Genomic DNA, 18,095 nt, shown 5'->3' on the forward strand with positions numbered 1-18,095 from the left:
ACTGTCTCGGCCGGGTTCGGCCGTTCCGTCGTGTGCGGAATTCAGGTATCCATACGGTTTACTTCGTCGAGCGTCGGAATCGACGTCTGCGCGCCGTGACGCGTGACGCTGATCGCGGCCGCACGCTGGCCGAAGCCGATCGCGTCGTCCATCGACGCGCCGCCGGCCCGCGCGGCCGCGAACCCGCCGACGAACGTGTCGCCGGCCGCGGTCGTATCGACGGCCACCACCGCCATCGCACGATGACGGCCGCTTCCTGCGCTACCGCGCCAGCAGACGCCGCGCGCGCCGAGCGTGACCAGCACGTTGCCGACGCCTTTCGCGCACAGCGCATCGGCGGCGCGCGCGGCCGATGCATCGTCGCCCACGGCGATGCCGGTCAGCGACTCGGCCTCGGTTTCGTTGACGACGAGATAGTCGACCCGCGCCAACAACGCATCGAAGAGCGGCTGCGCGGGTGCGGGATTGAGCAACACCGGCGTGTGGTGCGCGCTGGCGCAGGCAATCGCGCGCGCCACGCTGGCGACCGGTATTTCGAGCTGGCACACGAGCAGCGCGGCTCCGACGATCGCGTCACGCGCCGCGTCGATCCGGTCGGCGTCGACGCACGCATTCGCGCCGGGCACGACGACGATGCTGTTCGCGCCGCCGTCGTCGACCGTGATCGTCGCGACGCCGGTCGTCGTGCCGCCGATCCGGTGCAGGTGCGTCACGTCGATGCGCTCTGCCGCCAGCGCGCCGTGCAGGCGCGTACCGAACGCGTCGTCGCCGACGCAGCCGATCATCGCGACCGATGCGCCGAGGCGCGCGGCCGCGACCGCCTGGTTCGCGCCCTTGCCGCCGTGAACGGTCTCGAACGTCGTACCGAGCAGCGTCTCGCCCGGCACCGGCAGGCGCGGCGTGCGCGTGACGAGATCGATGTTGACGCTGCCGACGACGGCGATACGCGGTGACCGGAGACCGTTCATTGCTTGATGTAATCGCTTACATTTTCGGTCGACAAAATGACCGGAAAGGTCGTCGTCTCGGAAAATTTCGCCATACGGATCGAGCAGGTGTCTGACATAATAAGAAGCGGTAGCAAGATAGCGCTTACATTCTCGCAGGCTCGCTCGAGAATGCAAGCGGGGCCATCACGAATCGAGGGTAAACAATGACGCTTTTGACGGCACACGGTAGCGACGGGGCCGCCACGCACGGAGACGGCCGATGAGCACGCCTCGGGCACGCCGCGGCAGCGGCCGCTCGGTGCTCGGCGACGTCGCGAAACTGGCCGGCGTATCGACCGCGACCGTCTCGCGCGTGTACAACGATCCCGGCAAGGTGTCGGCCGACGTGCAGAAGCGCGTGCGCGACGCGGCGCTCGCACTGAACTGGATCCCGAATGCGGCCGGCCGCGCACTCGCATCCACGCGCACCCACATCACGGGCGCGATCATTCCGACCCTCGACGACCAGGTGTTCGCGTCGCAGGTCGCCGGCATGCAGACGGTCATGGCCGAGCACGGCATCACGCTGTTCCTCGGCTGCTCGAACTACGACCCCGCGCAAGCGCTCGCGCAGGTGCGCGCGATGCTGTCGCGCGGCGTGGAAGCCGTGTCGCTGGTCGGCGAAGCGTATCCGCCGGAATTGTTCGAACTCCTCGCGATGCATCGCGTGCCGTACGTCGTCACGTATGCGTACCGCGACGACAGCCCGCATTGCTGCATCGGCTTCGACAACCGCGCGGCGTTCGCCCGGCTCACCACGCACCTGCTCGACCTCGGCCACCGCGATTTCGCGATCGTCATGCAGCCGTCGACGGACAACGACCGCGTGCAGGCCCGGCTGCGCGGCATTCACGACACGCTGGCCGCGCACGGGCTCGCGGTGCGCCCCGTGCATCAGCACGAAGGCGCGGCCACGATCGCGTTCGGGCGAGTAAGCCTGCGCGCGATCGTCGGCAGCGATGCGGCGACGCGGCCGACCGCCGTGATCTGCGGCAACGACGCGCTCGCGCTCGGCGCGTTGCTCGAAGCGCAGGCGCTCGGCATCGACGTGCCAGCGCAGCTGTCGATCACCGGCTTCGACGACGTCGCGCTCGCGCGCGAGATCCGGCCGTCGCTGACGACGATGTGGGTCGACACCGACGCGATCGGCCGCCAGGCCGCGCGCGCGTTGCTCGACGCGCTCGAGAACGGCGCCACGGGGCCCGGCCATGCCGTCCTGCCCGAGCTGCGCATACGGGAATCGGCGGCGCCGCCCGCGCGGACGCAGGCGCACGCGACGCGCAAGAAATAGCGGGCCAGCGCCCCGCTTACTGCATCGACGATCCCGATGAACACGATCGCCCGAGCGCCGTCACGCCTGGTCGGCCCGTCGTCTTTCATCGACCGGAGCCGGATGCGCCGCGCGGCGACCTGCCCCACGCGTGTCGCAATCGCATCCGCCGCATCGGACATGCACACGGCGCCTTCGCGCGCGGGACGAGACGAGCCGGCAATGACGTCAGCCGTCGAACGGCACCAGCTCGTAACTCGTGCTCCGCCCGCCGGACGCCGAGCGACGCAACATGCCCTGCTCGACGAGCTCCGTGATATCGCGTAGCGCCGTGTCTTGCGAGCATTTCGCAAGGGCGGCCCACTTGGTGGTCGTCAGCTTCCCTTCGAAGCCGTCGAGCAGGCGATTCATGACCTTGACCTGGCGTTCGTTCATCGCGACGCCCGCGCATCGCTGCCAGAAGCGCGCCTTGATCAGCACCGCATCGAGTGTCGTGTGCGCATGATCGATGGCCCGGCCCAGCGTGTTCAGAAACCACGCGAGCCACTCCGTGACGTCGAGCGAACCGCGCTGCGTACGTTCCAGCACGTCGTAATACGCGTTGCGCTCGCGCTGGATCTGCGCGGACACGCTGTAGAAACGCTGCGGGCTTCGGTCCGCGCGTGCCAGAACCAGATCGCCGAGCGCGCGCGCGATGCGACCGTTGCCGTCGTCGAACGGGTGCAGCGTAACGAACCACAGGTGGGCCAGGCCGGCCCGGATCAGCAAGGGCTCGGCCGGCGGCGCGTTGAACCACGCGAGAAAGCGCTCGATCTCGTACGTCAGGCGTGTGGCCGGCGGCGCCTCGAAATGCACGTGCTGCCGGCCGATCGGCCCGGAGACCACCTGCATCGGCCCGCTCGCGTCCGAGCGCCACCCGCCGACCGTGATCCGCGACAGCCCCGAATAGCCGGTCGGGAACAGGGCGGCATGCCACCCGAACAACCGCGCTTCGGTGACCGGTGCGGCCGCATGGGTCGTCGCATCCAGCACCATGTCGACAACGCCTTCGACGTGGCGATCGACCGACGCGAGCGCGCCGATGTCGACGCCGAGCCGGCGCGCAATCGACGACCGGACCGACGCGACATTGAGGTTCTCGCCTTCGATCGCGCTGGTCTTGACGACGTCATCGGTCAGCGCGGCCAGGCTCGCTTCGTCGCGCAACGCCAGGCCGAGATCCGCCAATCGCCCGGCCAGCATGCCTTGCGCACGGCTGACGTCGGCGAGCGGCGTGGCGAGGGTCGGAAGATCGAAGCGCCATGCCGGCCAGTCGGCCGATTCCCAGATAAAGGTGTAATCTCCGCTCATGATGCGGAGATTATCCACCGATACGCCGCATGCCTCAACAATCTCCGCAAATTCTGCGGAGATTAATCACCTCATTCACCGCAAAGCGGCCGGCTACCGTACCCGGCCTGCCCCGCTCGCGTCCGTCGGCGCCGGCTGCCCGAGCCGCTCCGCGAGAAACCCGATGAACGTGCGCAGCGTGACGAACCCCTCCCGGTGCTGCGGAAACACGGCATTGAGCATGATCGGCGGCGGCGCGTACGCGTCGAGCACCGGCACGAGCGCACCGCTGTCGAGCGCCGCGCCGACGATGAAGTGCGGCAGCAGCGCGATACCGAGCCCCGCGATCGCGGCGTCGCGCACCACTTCGCCGTTGTTCGCGACGAGCGGTCCCTGCACGTCGAACGTGCGCGCCGCGCCGTCGACGCGAAATTCCCAGCCCACCCGCCGCTCGCGCCCGTACAGCACGCACGTATGGCCGGCCAGATCGGTCGGCGTCTGCGGCGCGCCATGCCGCTTCAGGTAAGCAGGGCTCGCGCACGCGATCATCCGCCACGCGCCGAGCGGTCGCGCGATCAGCGTCGAGTCCTCGAGCGAGCCGATCCGCAGCACGAGGTCGAAGCCCTCGCCGATCAGGTCGACGCGCCGGTCGGTCAGGTCGAGGTTCAGCCGCACGGCCGGGTGCGCGGACAGGAATTCGGCGATCAGCGGCGACACGTGCGTGATCCCGAACGACAGCGGCGCGCTGATCTTCAGCGAGCCATGCAGCTCGGTGCTGCGCACCGACATCGCCTGCTCGGCGTCGGCGATCTCCGCGAGGATGCGCTGCGCGCGCACATAAAACTCCTGCCCCGATTCGGTCACCGCGAGATTGCGGGTATTGCGATGCAGCAGCCGCACGCCGAGCGACGCCTCCAGCGCCATCGTGCGCCGACTGACGAACTGCTTGGACAGCATCAACTGGTCGGCCGCCGCGGTGAAGCTGCCTGCGTCGACGGTCGCGACGAAGATCCTCAGGTCGTTGAGTTCCATATTGTCCACTCCAGAGCGACAGTCATTATCTCTACAGCGATTTATTTGTCAAATCGATTGACCTAAGATTCATCTCAACGAACGGCCGGGCCCACTTCCGAGGTCCGGCGACTTGAGGAAAAAATCATGATCAACATCCGTGCAGCAAACCAACGTGGCCGTGCGGAGCATGGCTGGCTCAGCTCCCGTCATACGTTTTCGTTCGCCAATTACTACGATCCGAAGCAAGTCGGCTTCTCCGATCTGCTCGTGATCAACGACGACCGCGTCGCCCCGGGCCGCGGCTTCGGCACGCACCCGCACCGCGACATGGAAATCCTGTCGTACGTGCTCGAAGGCGCGCTCGAACACAAGGACTCGATGGGCACCGGTTCGGTGATCGTGCCGGGCGACGTGCAACTGATGAGCGCGGGCACGGGCGTGCGCCACAGCGAGTTCAACCACTCGCCGGACGCGCCGGTCCACTTCCTGCAGATCTGGGTCGGGCCGGCCGAAAAGGGTGCCGAGCCGCGTTATCAGCAGACGAATGTCGCGGCCGACGACAAGCGCGGCAAGCTCGCCCTCGTCGTGTCGCCGAACGGCGACGCCGGTTCGCTGAAGATCCGGCAGGACACCCGGATTTACGCGGGCCTGTTCGACGGCGACGAAAGCACTACGCTGGAACTCGATCCGAACCGCTTTGCTTACGTGCATGTGGCGCGCGGCAGCGTGACGGTCAACGGCGTGACGCTCGGCGAAGGCGACGGCGCGCGCATCCGCGGCGAACAGGCGCTGACGATCGCGGACGGCAAGGATGCCGAAGTGCTGGTGTTCGACCTGCGTCCGGTCGAAGTGACGGCCGAATGGGCGTGACGCCCGTTCGGGAAACCGGGCTCCGCTGACCGCGGGGCCCCTTTAATCGGAGATTCGCAACATGGCCAAGGTTCTCGTTCTTTACTACTCGTCCTACGGGCACGTCGAAACGATGGCGCAGCACATCGTGGAGGGCGCGAAATCGGTGCCCGGCGTCGAGGTCACGCTCAAGCGCGTGCCGGAAACGATCCCCGTCGACCAGGCCCGCGCGATCGGCGTGAAGGTCGACCAGGCCGCGCCGGTCGCCACGGTGGACGAACTCGCCGACTACGATGCGATCATCTTCGGCACGCCGACCCGCTTCGGCAACATGGCCGGCCAGATGCGCACGTTCCTCGACCAGACCGGCGGCCTGTGGATGAAAGGCGCACTCGTCGGCAAGATCGGCAGCGTGTTCGCGTCGACCGGCACCCAGCACGGCGGCCAGGAAACGACGATCACGTCGTTCCACACGACGCTGCTGCATCACGGGATGGTGATCGTGGGCGTCCCGTATGCGTGCAGCGGGCTCGTCAACATGAACGAAATCACCGGCGGCACGCCGTACGGCGCGACCACGCTCGCGGGCGCGGACGGCAGCCGCCAGCCGAGCGCGAACGAGCTCGACATCGCGCGCTACCAGGGCAAGCACGTGGCGGAACTCGCGAGCAAGCTCGCGTCGTAACGCGGCGGCTCCGCGGCCCCGCAGTTCCGCACATGAACGAACGGCGCCGGGTCGACCGGCGCCGTTCGTCTTGTGCAACGCGTTCGACCGTTACTGGCCCGAAGCCGGTGCGGCCGGCGCCGCCTTCGTCGCGGGCGCCTTCTGCACGGCGTTCTGCGGATAGTTGCTCTGGTCGTTGGTCAACCGGTAGCCGCTGCCGGTGCCGATCGCCTTCAGGTCCGACGCGTGCCGCGCGCGGGCCGCCTTGCGCGCCGCCTTCTTCTGTGCCTTGTCGAGCTGCTTTTGCGCCGGCGCGGATGCCGGGTCCTGCGCGTATGCCGTCGGCGCGACGGTCAACAACAGACCGAACGACGCCGCTACCGCTACTGCCACCGAAACCACGCGAGACTGCTTCATGGCCGATCTCCTTGTCGATTGTTGAGTGTGGGTCGGACACCGGCGTGCACGCGACGGCTTGCGACAACGGCGCCGATGCAACGTTAGCCGATCGCTGCGCAAATGTCCTTGGGCGTTCCTGAATTCTCCTGATAACGCCGACGATACATGCGCGCCGTGAGCGCCATCCTGTCGGCCTGTCGTCCGCACCATCGGGGAAACCGATACCCCGGCGGCCGCGCGCTCAGATCCAGCGCGACAGCACCGGCAGCAGGATCGGCACGACGAACGCCGTCAGCACGCCGTTCAACCCCATCCCGAGCCCGGCAAACGCACCGGCTTCCTCGCTGACCTGGAACGCACGCGCGGTGCCGATGCCGTGCGACGCGACGCCGAGCGCGAAGCCGCGCACGGCCGGCTCGTCGACCCGCAGCAGATTGAGGATCCCACGCGCGCACACCGCGCCGAAGATCCCGGTCGAGATCACGAGCACGGCCGTGAGCGACGGAATGCCGCCGATCTCGGCGGCGACGGCCATCGCGATCGGCGTCGTCGCCGATTTCGGCGCAAGCGATGCGATCGTCTGGTGCGACGCCCCGAACAGCGCGGCGATACCGACCGCCGACACGATCGCGGTCAGCGACCCCGCGAGCAGGCCGACGAGCAACGGCAGCGCGGTGCGCCGCAGCTTCGACCACTGGCGGTACAGCGGCAGCGCGAGCGCGACGGTCGCGGGGCCGAGCAGGAAATGGACGAACTGCGCGCCTTCGAAATACGTCGGATACGGCGTATGCGTGAGCGTCAGCAGCACGACGATCACCGCGACCGCGATCAGCACCGGATTCGCGAGCGGGTTGAAGCGTGCCCGCGCATAGACGGCCTGGGCGAACAGATACGCGACCAGCGTGATGGTCAGGCCGAGCAGCGGGCTCGCGGCGAGATAGACCCAGATCGCGCCGAGCTTCGGGAAGGCCGTCATTGCGCGCCCTCCGCAGTGCCGCCCGCGCGGCGCTGGCGTCGCAGCAACGCACGCGTGACGAGCGCCGTCACCGCGATCGCGAGCGTGGTGCTGACGGCCAGCGCGACGACGACCGCGACCGCGTCGCCGCGCACGCGGTCGGCCGACACCATGATGCCGACGCCGGCCGGCACGAACAGCAGCGACAGGTGACGCAGCAGCTCGAGCGCGGTCGGCTCGATCGCATCGGCCACCTGCGGGCGCAGCATCACGAAGCCGAACAGCAGCAGCATGCCGATCACCGGGCCCGGCACCGGCAGGCCGAACAAATAGGACACCCCTTCCCCGAGACACTGGAAGATCAGCAAGACCGCGAACGCCTGCAACATGAACCGCTTCTCCCGAACGTGGCCGCGCTGCCGTGCAGCCGCACGGCCGATGAGCCGGCGGCTTGCGACGCCGGCGTGAACGATACGCGCGATCGTACCAACAATGCCGGCGGCCGGGCGCGATCGTGCGATTTCGCGCTCGCCATTCGACCGTTTCCCTCGGCGCACGGCCGGGCATGAACGAAACGCCCGCACGCAAGAACGGCGGGCATGTGCCCGCCGTCCTGCCGTTCAGGTTCGAACGACCTCGATCGCGTTACTTCAGCCGCGTCGCGATTTCATTGGCCATCGCCTTGATCGCGGCCTTCGTCGGTGCATCGTCGGCCAACGCGTTCAGCAAACCGAAATCGTGGATCGTGCCGTCGTAGCGCGTGGTCGTCGCGTCCACGCCGGCCGCGTCGAGCTTGCGACCGTACGCTTCGCCTTCGTCACGCAACACGTCGAACTGCGCGACCTGGATCAGCGCGGGCGGCAACCCCTTCAACTGCGCAAGGCTCGCGCGCAGCGGCGACGCGTAGATCTCGTTGCGTTGCGCTTCGTTCTTCGTATAGGCGTCCCAGAACCACTTCATCATCGGCCGCGTCAGGAAGTGGCCCTGCTGATACGCGCGGTACGAGCCCGTGTCGAAGTCGTGATCCGTGACCGGCCACATCAGCCCCTGGAAACGGATCGCGGGGCCGCCCTTGTCCTTTGCCATCAACGCGACGACGGCCGACATGTTCCCGCCGACGCTGTTGCCGACCACCGCGAGGCGGCTGCCGTCGACGCCGATCTCCGCGCCGTGCGCGGCCACCCATTTGGTCGCCGCATACGCCTGGTTGATCGCGACCGGGTAACGCGCTTCCGGCGACGGCGTGTAGTTCACGAACACCGCGACGGCGCCCGACTGCACGACGAGATCGCGCACGAGGCGCTCGTGCGTCGGGAAATCGCCGAGCACCCAACCGCCGCCGTGGATGAACACGAATACCGGCAGCGTGCCCGTCGCGCCTTGCGGACGCACGATCGTGACCGGCACCGACAGGCCGTCCTGCTCGATCGTGCGGTTCGACACGTCGATGCCGGACAGATCGACCTTCACGCCATTCTGCGCGTCGACGAGCACCTGGCGCGCCTTCGCGGGGCTCAGCGTTTCGAGGCCCGGGCCCTTCTGGCCGTTCAGCGCGGCGAGGAACGCGCTCGTCTTCGCATCGGGACGGACGGTGTCGGCGCCGGCGGCGAACGCGGCAGGTGCGGTGGACAACGCGGCTGCAACGGCGGCGGCGATCAGCAGCGGCTTGACGATCTTCATGGTGCGACTCCTTGGTTGATTCTACGAATGGCGATGAATGTTTTGCAGTGCGATCGATCAGACGAGCGTGAGCGTGACGTCGATATTGCCGCGCGTCGCGTTCGAGTACGGGCAGACGACGTGCGCGCGGTCGATCAGCGTTTGCGCGATGTCGCGATCGAGGCCGGGCAGCGAGATCTTCAGTTCCACTTCGATGCCGAACCCGTTCGGGATCGCGCCGATACCGACGCTGCCTTCGATCGCGGCGTCCGTGGGCATCGCGATCTTGTCGCGCGCCGCGACGAACTTCATCGCACCGATGAAACACGCGCTGTAGCCGGCGGCGAACAGTTGCTCGGGGTTCGCGCCCGCACCGCCCGCGCCGCCGAGCTCGCGCGGCGTGGTCAGCTTCAGGTCGAGACCGCTTTCGGGCACCGTCGCACGGCCGTCGCGGCCGCCGGTGGCTTTTGCATGAGCGCGGTACAGCACTTTTTCGATCGACATGACAGACTCCTTTTCAGCAAATGAATGAAACAGCCTTCGAACCGGGGACCGCGTGCCGGCGGCTTCTCCGCCGGCATCGCATCAATTTATCTACTCATAGATAGATAAACTTCCCCAAAAAATGCAGATGGTCGATCCATCTGCGCGAGCCATCTATCTACTACATGATAGATAGCGAGATTCATTAAAAGGGCGGCGAACCGCCCCACTGCTTGCGCCGCCCGTCAGGGCCGCGTTTTCCAGACGGCCTCGACGTCCTCGAGACGCGCCCGCGTGTGAAACAGCCGGCTGGCCAGCACGCTGCCCTGAAACGCCGCGTACAACGTGCGCGCCGCCGTGTCGGGCTCGCCGCTGAACTGCAGCGTGCCTTCCTTCGCGCCTTGCGCGAGCAATTCCGCCAGCCAGCGTTCGTTGGCCGTGAAGAATGCCTGCACGGCCTGCCGCACGTTCTCCGGCAACGTTTCGATGTCGGCCGCGAGCATCCCGCAGAGGCAGATCAGATTGCCGTCACCGAGCGTGCGACCGAACATCTTCGTGTACAGGCTCAGCTTCACGTCGGCCGGCAAGGCCGCATCGATCGCCCGCACGGCCGCGAGCACTTCGTCGCTGTACGCCGCCACCGCTTCCAGCACGAGATCGTCCTTCGACGGGAAGTAGTAGTGGATGCTCGACGTCTTCACGCCCACCAGGTCGGACAGGTCTCGATAGCTGAAGCCGTTGTAACCGCGCTGCATCATCAGCGTGATCGCGTGGTCGAGAATCTGTTCGCGGACGGTCGGTTTCGTTTCCATGGATCGAACTTTATCTACTAATAGATAGATAGTCAAGCGGTTTTTTTAGGGGCGCGATGTCCATTCCTGAGGACCCGATGCGCGAGTACGGCGCCGTTCGCGCGGCCGGCGGCGGCTTACAACCCGCCTGCAGCGCGGTCGAATCAATGCGACACTTCGAGCCGGGCCACGCGATCGCGGCATAACGTCCGTCGGCCGAAAGGAACGTATCGGCACACGATGACCGCATCGCATCCGGTCCGGCACCATCGGCCCGCCCGTCGCGTCGGGCCGCATCAGGAGAACAAGTCGATGTATTCGTGGTTTGAACGGCGCCTGCCGACTTTCCCGCTCGAAGATCCCGTCACGCCGCCGAAGGGATTCTTCTCGTTCGTCTGGGCGTGCACGAAAGGCGCGCGCGGCTGGATCCTGCTGATCGCGCTGACGTCGGCCGCGCTGGCCGCGTACGAAGCCGCGCTGTTCGCGATGATGGGGCACGTGGTCGACTGGCTGTCGTCGTCGACACCGACCGAATTCGGCGGCCGTCACTTCGCCACGCTCGCCGGTTTCGCGGCGATCCTCGTCGGCAGCGCGCTGCTGATCGCGCTGCATACGATGGTCAAGCACCAGGTGCTCGCGATCAACTTCCCGATGCGGCTGCGCTGGCTGTTTCACCGGCTGATGCTCGACCAGAGCCTGTCGTTCTACGCGAACGAGTTCGCGGGCCGCGTGACGACCAAGATCATGCAGACCGCGCTCGCGGTGCGCGACGCGCTGTTCATGTCGGTCGACGTCGTGATCGGCGTCACGGCCTACCTGATCGGCATTCTCGTGCTCGCCGCCAGCTTCGACTGGCGGCTGATGATTCCCCTCGCGCTGTGGGCACTCGGCTACGGCGCGGCGTGCGCGTATTTCGTGCCGCGCCTGGGCGCGGTCGGCAGCCGGCAAGCCGACGCGCGCGCGCTGATGACGGGCCGCATCACCGACGCGTATTCGAACATCACGACCGTGAAGCTGTTCTCGCATACGCGGCGCGAAGCCGACCACGCGCGGCGCGCGATGGAAGCGTTCAAGGCGACCGGCGACGCGCAGATGCGGCTCGTCAGCGCGTTCGAGATCGTCAACCACCTGCTGTCGACGCTGCTGCTGGTCGGCTCGGCCGGGCTCGCACTCGCGTTGTGGATGCACGGCGAGGCGAGCGCGGGCGTGGTCGCCGCCGTGATCGCGATGGCGCTGCGCCTGTCGAGCTACTCGCACTGGATCATGTGGGAAATGACCGAGCTGTTCGAGAATGTCGGCACGATCCAGGACGGCATCAACACGTTGACGAAGGTGCGCAGCGTGGTCGACGCGCCCGATGCGAAGCCGCTCGCGGTGCAGCGCGGCGAAATCGTGTTCGACAACGTGCAGTTCGCACACGAGGACAACGATCGCGCGGTATTCGACGGGCTGAACCTGACGATCCGGCCCGGCGAGCGGATCGGATTGATCGGTCGCTCGGGCGCCGGCAAGTCGACGCTCGTGAACCTGCTGCTGCGCTTCTACGACGTCGGCGGCGGCACGATCCGGATCGACGGGCAGGACATCGCACACGTGACGCAAGACAGCCTGCGCGGCGCGATCGGGATGGTCACGCAGGATACGTCGCTGCTGCACCGGACGATGCGCGAAAACCTGCTGTACGGCCGCCCCGACGCAACCGAACGCGAAATGCAGGATGCGGCCGTGCGCGCGGAAGCGGCCGAGTTCATCGGCCGGCTGCGCGACCGCCATGGCCGCAGCGGCTACGACGTCGAAGTCGGCGAGCGCGGCGTGAAGCTGTCGGGCGGCCAGCGGCAGCGCGTCGCGATCGCGCGCGTGATGCTCAAGGACGCGCCGATCCTCGTGCTCGACGAAGCGACCAGCGCGCTCGACTCCGAGGTCGAAGTCGCGATCCAGCGCAGCCTCGACAGTCTGATGCGCGGCAAGACGGTGATCGCGATCGCGCACCGGCTGTCGACGATCGCCGCGATGGACCGGCTGATCGTGCTCGACGAAGGCCGCATCGTCGAGGAAGGCACGCACCAGCAGTTGCTGCAGGCGGGCGGCATTTACGCGGCGCTGTGGGCGCACCAGAGCGGCGGGTTCCTCGGCGAAACGGCGGAAGCGGAAGACGTGGTGCAATAGACCGGCCCAAGGAGCTCCCATGACCACGCGACCGGATATCGCGACCGCGCTCGATGCGCCCGATTCGGTGCTCGAGGAAGACGAGCAGCGCTTCGTGCATCAGATTCGCGAGCACGGATGGTTCCGTACGGAAGTATTTGCAGAAGGCGACGCGCCGGGTTTCTCGTTCACGACCGGACTGTGGGTCAACCACGGTTTCCCCGAAATCATCGTTTTCTCGTTGCCGCCACGCATCGTCCATGACGTGCTGTGGGACGTCTACCGGAAGGTCGCGGCCGGCACGCCGCCGCCGGTCGGCGAAGTCACGGCCGCCGTCTACGGCAACGCGAACGCGCTGCTGATGCCGGTCGAGAAGAAACACTACGAAGCCCATCTCGGCTGGAACCGCTGGTTCTACGGCAACGACGACTTCCCGTGCGTGCAGTTGCTGTGGCCCGACCGCAACGGAATTTTTCCGTGGCAGCCAGAGGCGGACGACGCATTGAACGCGGCGCAGCCGCGCCTGTTCGCACCGGGCGACGCGCACCACTGATCTGGCGCGCCGGATCGCGCGGCACGTGTGCGATGCACACGCTATCCGCGAGCCGCTCGTCGATCCGTTGCGCGCGCATCCATCGCCGCGCCGCCTCATAACGATCCGACAATTTATTGGTTCCCTTGACGCCGTGCCGTCCGTATCGTGCACCGACTCGTCAGACCAATCGACCAACGGGGGAATCCAACCATGAAACAGATCCGGTCATTCGCACTGCTCGCGCTGCCGGCCGCGCTCGTCGCCGCGGGCGCCCACGCACAAAGCAGCGTCACGCTGTACGGCATCGCCGACGCGGGCATCGCGTACGTCCACAACGCGCAGAACGCGAACGGCAGCAACGCGGCGAGCCTCGTGAAGTTCAGCAGCGGCAACCTGTCGGGCAGCCGCTGGGGGCTGCGCGGCGTCGAGGATCTCGGCAGCGGCCTGTCCGCACTGTTCCAGCTCGAGAACGGCTTCAACATCGGCACCGGCGCGCTCGGCCAGGGCCAGCGCGAATTCGGCCGCAAGGCCGTCGTCGGCCTCGCGAGCAGCACGTACGGCACCGTGACGCTCGGCCGCCAGTACGACCCGGTCGTGGATCTCGTGCAGGGCCTCACGCAAGACAACTACTTCGGCGGCGTATTTGCGACGCCGGGCGATCTCGACAACTACGACAACAGCCTGCGCGTCAGCAACTCGGTGAAATACACGAGCCCGCTGATCTCCGGCTTCCAGTTCGCGGCCCTGTACGGCTTCGGCGGCGTCGCGGGCGCGACCGGCAGCGGCCGTACGTACAGCTTCGGCGCGAGCTACGCGAACGGCCCGCTGTCGCTCGGCGCCGGCTACTTCTACGCGAACGGCGGCACGACGGTTGCGGGTGGCGTGCGCACGTGGTCGAGCAGTTCGGACACGCTGTTCAATACCGTGATCAACCAGGGCTTCTCGAGTGCGAAGTCGATCCAGATCGTGCGCGTGGCCGGCCAGTACGTGGTCGGGCCGGCGACCTTCGGCCTCGCGTATTCGAATACGCAGTACGGCGCGGACACGCTATCGGCATTCAGCCAGAACGCGAAGTTCAACAACGGTTCGGCATTCTTCAACTGGCAGTTCACGCCGGCATTGCGCGCGGGCGTCGGCTACAACTACACGTCGCTGACGGGCCCGGCTTCCGCGCACTACAACCAGGTCAACCTCGGCGCGGATTACGCCCTGTCGAAGCGCACCGACCTGTATGCGCTGTTCGGCTATCAGAAGGCGAGCGGCGACACGCTCAACGCGAGCGGGGCGACCGTGAAGGCGGCCGCATCGGTCGGCTCGTACGGCGTGAACGCCGGCACCGATACACAGGAACTCGCGATCGTCGGCATTCGCCACAAGTTCTGATCGTCACGTCGCAGGACGATCGCCGCAGGTCATTCCAGGGATCACAAGACGGACGACGGTGGCAGTGCCCGCGGCGATCGATGCCGGGATCAGCGTGTAGCGTGGCGTCCGGCAACGCAGTAGACAACTGCGGCCGTGATCCCGAATACCAGATGTGCGATCAGCGTGATCGCGCCGCGAACCGGGATGAACCACGGAAAGATCGCCGTGAAGCCGTACAGGTTCACGCCGTACAGCAGGAGCCCGAACGCGCCGCCCGCGAACACGGCGGCCACGCACGACAGCCCGTGGACCAGCCGTACCAGCGCGCCCGCATAGACGAGCGAAAGCGCCGCGTGCACGAGCGTCGCCACGCCCATGACCAGCGGATCGAAACCGCCGGACGTACCGAGCACGCTTCGCCCCATCACGATCGCGGCCGTGAGGCGCGCGTCGCGCAACAGATTCCGGACGGCGTCATCGCCGGCGATTGCCCAGAGCAGCAACTCGACGACGGTCGATCCGATCGCTGCGCCGAACGCTGCCCAGAGCATCCGGATCACACTCGCTTGTTTCAATGGTCGTCCTCGTGGCGGCCCCGTCGATGCGTCGAACGAGCCGCCGTGCAGCGGTTTACGACGCCCCTTCGCAGTCCGACCAGTACGCAAACGGGTCGCGATGTTTCGGATAGTGCTCGTCGAGCCATTTCAGCAGCGTCGCCCTGGCATTGTCCATGTCGGCCTTCAACGACGACGTCGTCAGCTCATGCACTTCGACGGACTTTTCCCGATCGACCACGAAGCAGTTCCAGTCGGGGCCGTCGAGATCCGGATCGTCGGATGCTTTCGACGACTTCGTCCAGCCGAAACGCTTGCGCGCATCGATGTAGTAGCGCGGATACACCTTCAGATACGACATCTCGCCGCCCTGCAGGCTGCTCTCGGCGCGCAGCACGTCGCGTTCGTCGACGATCTGCGTGACTTCCGGAAGCCGGCGGGAGCGCCATCCGGCAGGCAGCGTCGCCACCGCGCGGACGCTGTCGTAGGTGCCCCACTCGAGGCCCCACGCTTCGGCCATGCGTTTCATGAACGCGTCGGCGCTCGGATAACCGCGCAGCTGGATGCGGGTCGACAGCGTGACTTCCACTCCGCCGCGACCGCCGGATGCACTCGACACCTCGTCGTCCGCTTCGAACGGATTGCCCGGACGCGGCGATGCGCGCTTCGCGTCCGCGGGCGCCAGGCCGGAAAAAAGTTGATCCAGCGCCGCACGCGCTTTCGACGATTTGTCTGGTCTATTCATCGGTTCCCTTTTGTGCAAATTTGAACCCGTACTGCAATGGTTGGTGATTGCCCTGCCGTCGGGCAAAGGCGCGATTCCGCTTCACTGCGGCGATCTCGCCGTTTTCCGCGGCTGCATTGTAACGATTCGGCGTCCGGGGCCGAACGAACGGAACGGGCGGCCGCCTCCGCGAACCGCCGGGTGCGCGCTACCGCAGCGCCTTCACCATCCGTTCCATCAACGCGAGGACCTCCGGCCGATTCTCGCCTTTCGCATGCACGAAGTGATAGCTGAGCGGCGAATCGACCTCGTGACGGCTCACGCGCACGAGCGCGCTGCGCTGCAGATACGCATCCGCCAGCGGCGTTCGCGCAAGCGCCACGCCCAGCCCCGCTTCGGCCGCCGCCAGCACGAGGTTGTAATCCTCGAACCGGCGATCCTGCGCACGCGGCTTGAACGGAACGCCGAGCGCATCGAACCACGTGCGCCAGCCGGTCACGTCGGAATCGTGCAGCAACGGCATGTCGAGCAGCGCGGCGTCGCCCGTTGCGCGGCGCATCCTGGCCAGTTGCGCGGCGAGCCGCGGATGCGCGACCGGATAGAGCCGCTCCGGCATGAACGGGCGGGTGTCGAGCCGACGCCAGTTGCCGCGCCCGTACCGGATCGACAGATCCGCTTCGCCGCCCGCGATATCCACGTTGCGCAGTTCGATGCCGAGCTCGATGCGCAACGCGGGCGCTTCGCTCTCGAGCGCCTGCTGCCGCTCCAGCAGCCACAGCTGCGCGAATGCGGGCACCACGCTCATTCGCACCAGCCGCGGCGTGCGCGGCGTGCGCCACTGATCGGCCGCGCCGTCGATGATCGCGAATGCCTGCTCGATGCGGCCGACGAAGCGCTGCCCGTCCGGCGTCAGGCGCACGCCGCGCGCATGCCGTTCGAACAGCGCCATCCCGAGCCAGTTTTCCACGGCGGCTACCCGTCGGCTGATCGCGCCGTGCGTGACGCCGGAGACGTTGGCCGCCGCGAGAAACGAACCCTCGCGCGCCACCGTGCAGACCGTCTCCAGGCTCGCGAGCGGCGGCCGCAGGCCCGGCATCGGCGCGGCGACCGACAGCCCGCCGGCCGCCTGACGCGCACGCGCCGAGCCGTCGGGCCGCCGCGGCCCCGAGCTGTGAGCCATATTCATATCCGGGTGTTGATCTGTGCGCTAGCTTAACATCTCGCCACGCCGCATCATTGCCGCATGAATACCCTTTCGTCACCGACGTCGCGCGGCGCGCGACAACCGCTCGTCGCGGCAGCCGCGGTCGCGTTCACGATCGTTTCGTGGGCGTCCGCGTTCCCGTTCATCCGGATCGGCCTGCACGGCCTCGCGCCGCTGCAGCTCGCGGCCGCGCGCTTCGCGACCGCCGCGTTGCTCGTGATCGCGTGGCTCGCATGGCGACGGCCGCCGCTGCCGGCGAAAGGCGATGCGTGGCGCTTTCTCGCGTGCGGCCTGCTCGGCATCGCCCTCTACAACGCGCTGCTCAATACCGGCGAACAGACCGTGTCGGCCGGCGCGGCAAGTTTCATCGTGAACACGCTGCCGATCTTCACCGCATTGCTGGCCGCCGTGTTTCTGCGCGAGCGCTTCAATCGCTGGGGCTGGCTCGGTTCGCTCGTCAGCCTCGCCGGCATCGCGGTGATCGCGCAAGGGCAGCCCGGCGGCCTCGTCCTCGGCTCGGGGAGCACGCTGATCCTCGGCGCGGCGCTGTGTTCGGCCAGCTATTTCGTGTTGCAGCGGCGGTTGATTCCCGTGTACGGCGCGCTGCCGTGCACCGCTTACACGCTGCTGGCCGGCGCGATCCTGCTCGTGCCCTGGCTGCCCGGCGCGCTCGTGTCGCTCGGCGGCGGGTCGCGCGACACGGCGCTGGCCGTCGTCGTACTCGGCGTCTTTCCCGCCGCGCTCGGTTACGCGACCTGGACCTTCGCGCTCGGCTACTTCGGCGCGGCGCGCGCGGCCAACTTTCTCTACCTGACGCCGGCGGTCGCGACGCTGCTGTCGGTGGTGCTGACCGGCGAGCGGCCGGGCATCGCGACGGCGTGCGGCGGCCTGCTGGCGATTGCAGGCGTGATCGTCGTCGCATTGCGCGGACGGTCGTAAGGTTGCGCGTGCGGCGAATTGCGCGCGGCCGACGCGACGGTCCGGATTTGCCGCGACGCCGGCCCCAAAACGCCCCGGTTTCTGCCGATCTCGATGGACGGTTCGGTCGGTGTAATCGGCACCCACTCGCCGGCGCGGCCGAACTTGACCGTTAGTTGCATAACGACGGCGATCGCACTCGATCGAGACGACCATGAAACCGGATACGGCATTCGCCATTGACCAAA

The 18,095-nt window shown here is 67.3% G+C and carries 19 protein-coding genes; 7 read left to right on the forward strand and 12 right to left on the reverse strand.

What is annotated here, in order from left to right; all coding sequences use genetic code 11:
• Nucleotides 1-41: 41 nt before the first annotated feature.
• The gene (gene rbsK, locus WS89_RS07235) at nt 42-968 is read right to left on the reverse strand and encodes a ribokinase (protein WP_059498750.1); all 927 of its coding nucleotides are present in this window, start codon (nt 966-968) and stop codon (nt 42-44) included.
• 241 nt (nt 969-1,209) lie between these two features.
• Between rbsK and WS89_RS07240 the strand changes: the two genes are divergently transcribed.
• Nucleotides 1,210-2,280, forward strand: a complete 1,071-nt coding sequence (locus tag WS89_RS07240) for a LacI family DNA-binding transcriptional regulator (RefSeq protein WP_059790205.1) — start codon at nt 1,210-1,212, stop codon at nt 2,278-2,280.
• A gap of 207 nt (nt 2,281-2,487) precedes the next feature.
• On the opposite strand, the gene WS89_RS07245 is transcribed toward WS89_RS07240, so the two are convergent.
• The gene (locus tag WS89_RS07245) at nt 2,488-3,609 is read right to left on the reverse strand and encodes a Fic family protein (protein ID WP_179949854.1); all 1,122 of its coding nucleotides are present in this window, start codon (nt 3,607-3,609) and stop codon (nt 2,488-2,490) included.
• Between the two features lie 93 nt (nt 3,610-3,702).
• Entirely contained in the window at nt 3,703-4,620 is a 918-nt protein-coding gene (locus WS89_RS07250; RefSeq protein ID WP_059790297.1) for a LysR family transcriptional regulator, read from the reverse strand.
• A 126-nt stretch (nt 4,621-4,746) separates the two neighbouring features.
• On the opposite strand from WS89_RS07250, the gene WS89_RS07255 reads away from it, so the two are divergent.
• Complete coding sequence (locus WS89_RS07255; protein ID WP_059790207.1) at nt 4,747-5,472, forward strand: pirin family protein; 726 nt, start codon at nt 4,747-4,749, stop codon at nt 5,470-5,472.
• A gap of 61 nt (nt 5,473-5,533) precedes the next feature.
• Nucleotides 5,534-6,136, forward strand: coding sequence for an NAD(P)H:quinone oxidoreductase (wrbA, locus tag WS89_RS07260; protein ID WP_012337108.1), 603 nt, complete (start codon nt 5,534-5,536; stop codon nt 6,134-6,136).
• Between the two features lie 90 nt (nt 6,137-6,226).
• Here wrbA and WS89_RS07265 read toward each other — a convergent pair whose 3' ends face one another.
• From WS89_RS07265 to WS89_RS07290, 6 genes are all read right to left on the reverse strand, one after another.
• The gene (locus tag WS89_RS07265; protein WP_059498754.1) at nt 6,227-6,532 is read right to left on the reverse strand and encodes a hypothetical protein; all 306 of its coding nucleotides are present in this window, start codon (nt 6,530-6,532) and stop codon (nt 6,227-6,229) included.
• Nucleotides 6,533-6,755: 223 nt separating this feature from the next.
• Nucleotides 6,756-7,490 carry an LrgB family protein gene (locus WS89_RS07270; protein WP_034208881.1) on the reverse strand — a complete coding sequence of 245 codons (735 nt, stop codon included), beginning with the start codon at nt 7,488-7,490 and terminating at the stop codon, nt 6,756-6,758.
• Complete coding sequence (locus WS89_RS07275; protein ID WP_011549311.1) at nt 7,487-7,858, reverse strand: CidA/LrgA family protein; 372 nt, start codon at nt 7,856-7,858, stop codon at nt 7,487-7,489. The genes WS89_RS07270 and WS89_RS07275 overlap by 4 nt, the downstream gene beginning before the upstream one ends.
• Nucleotides 7,859-8,114: 256 nt before the next feature.
• Nucleotides 8,115-9,149 carry an alpha/beta hydrolase gene (locus tag WS89_RS07280; RefSeq protein WP_059790209.1) on the reverse strand — a complete coding sequence of 345 codons (1,035 nt, stop codon included), beginning with the start codon at nt 9,147-9,149 and terminating at the stop codon, nt 8,115-8,117.
• A gap of 57 nt (nt 9,150-9,206) precedes the next feature.
• Nucleotides 9,207-9,632 carry an organic hydroperoxide resistance protein gene (locus WS89_RS07285; RefSeq protein WP_059790211.1) on the reverse strand — a complete coding sequence of 142 codons (426 nt, stop codon included), beginning with the start codon at nt 9,630-9,632 and terminating at the stop codon, nt 9,207-9,209.
• A 224-nt stretch (nt 9,633-9,856) separates the two neighbouring features.
• Nucleotides 9,857-10,423, reverse strand: coding sequence for a TetR/AcrR family transcriptional regulator (locus WS89_RS07290; RefSeq protein WP_059498758.1), 567 nt, complete (start codon nt 10,421-10,423; stop codon nt 9,857-9,859).
• A 291-nt stretch (nt 10,424-10,714) separates the two neighbouring features.
• On the opposite strand from WS89_RS07290, the gene WS89_RS07295 reads away from it, so the two are divergent.
• The 3 genes from WS89_RS07295 to WS89_RS07305 all read left to right on the forward strand — a co-directional run bounded on the left by WS89_RS07295 (nt 10,715) and on the right by WS89_RS07305 (nt 14,465).
• Nucleotides 10,715-12,568 carry an ABC transporter ATP-binding protein gene (locus WS89_RS07295; RefSeq protein WP_059498817.1) on the forward strand — a complete coding sequence of 618 codons (1,854 nt, stop codon included), beginning with the start codon at nt 10,715-10,717 and terminating at the stop codon, nt 12,566-12,568.
• Nucleotides 12,569-12,587: 19 nt separating this feature from the next.
• Nucleotides 12,588-13,100 carry a DUF4262 domain-containing protein gene (locus tag WS89_RS07300; protein ID WP_059790213.1) on the forward strand — a complete coding sequence of 171 codons (513 nt, stop codon included), beginning with the start codon at nt 12,588-12,590 and terminating at the stop codon, nt 13,098-13,100.
• Between the two features lie 192 nt (nt 13,101-13,292).
• Complete coding sequence (locus tag WS89_RS07305; RefSeq protein WP_059790215.1) at nt 13,293-14,465, forward strand: porin; 1,173 nt, start codon at nt 13,293-13,295, stop codon at nt 14,463-14,465.
• 89 nt (nt 14,466-14,554) lie between these two features.
• On the opposite strand, the gene WS89_RS07310 is transcribed toward WS89_RS07305, so the two are convergent.
• The 3 genes from WS89_RS07310 to WS89_RS07320 all read right to left on the reverse strand — a co-directional run bounded on the left by WS89_RS07310 (nt 14,555) and on the right by WS89_RS07320 (nt 16,911).
• Nucleotides 14,555-14,998, reverse strand: coding sequence for a sodium:proline symporter (locus tag WS89_RS07310; RefSeq protein ID WP_373558381.1), 444 nt, complete (start codon nt 14,996-14,998; stop codon nt 14,555-14,557).
• Between the two features lie 79 nt (nt 14,999-15,077).
• Nucleotides 15,078-15,746: a hypothetical protein gene (locus WS89_RS07315; RefSeq protein ID WP_059790219.1), complete on the reverse strand. Its 669-nt coding sequence runs from the start codon at nt 15,744-15,746 to the stop codon at nt 15,078-15,080.
• A 187-nt stretch (nt 15,747-15,933) separates the two neighbouring features.
• Nucleotides 15,934-16,911: a LysR substrate-binding domain-containing protein gene (locus tag WS89_RS07320; protein ID WP_059790221.1), complete on the reverse strand. Its 978-nt coding sequence runs from the start codon at nt 16,909-16,911 to the stop codon at nt 15,934-15,936.
• 57 nt (nt 16,912-16,968) lie between these two features.
• On the opposite strand from WS89_RS07320, the gene WS89_RS07325 reads away from it, so the two are divergent.
• A complete protein-coding gene (locus tag WS89_RS07325) occupies nt 16,969-17,868 on the forward strand; it encodes a DMT family transporter (RefSeq protein ID WP_059790223.1) in 900 nt (299 codons plus the stop codon).
• Nucleotides 17,869-18,095 lie beyond the last annotated feature (227 nt).

The sequence above is a fragment of the Burkholderia sp. MSMB1072 genome (assembly GCF_001524725.1).
In the GTDB taxonomy this organism is placed as follows: Bacteria; Pseudomonadota; Gammaproteobacteria; order Burkholderiales; family Burkholderiaceae; genus Burkholderia.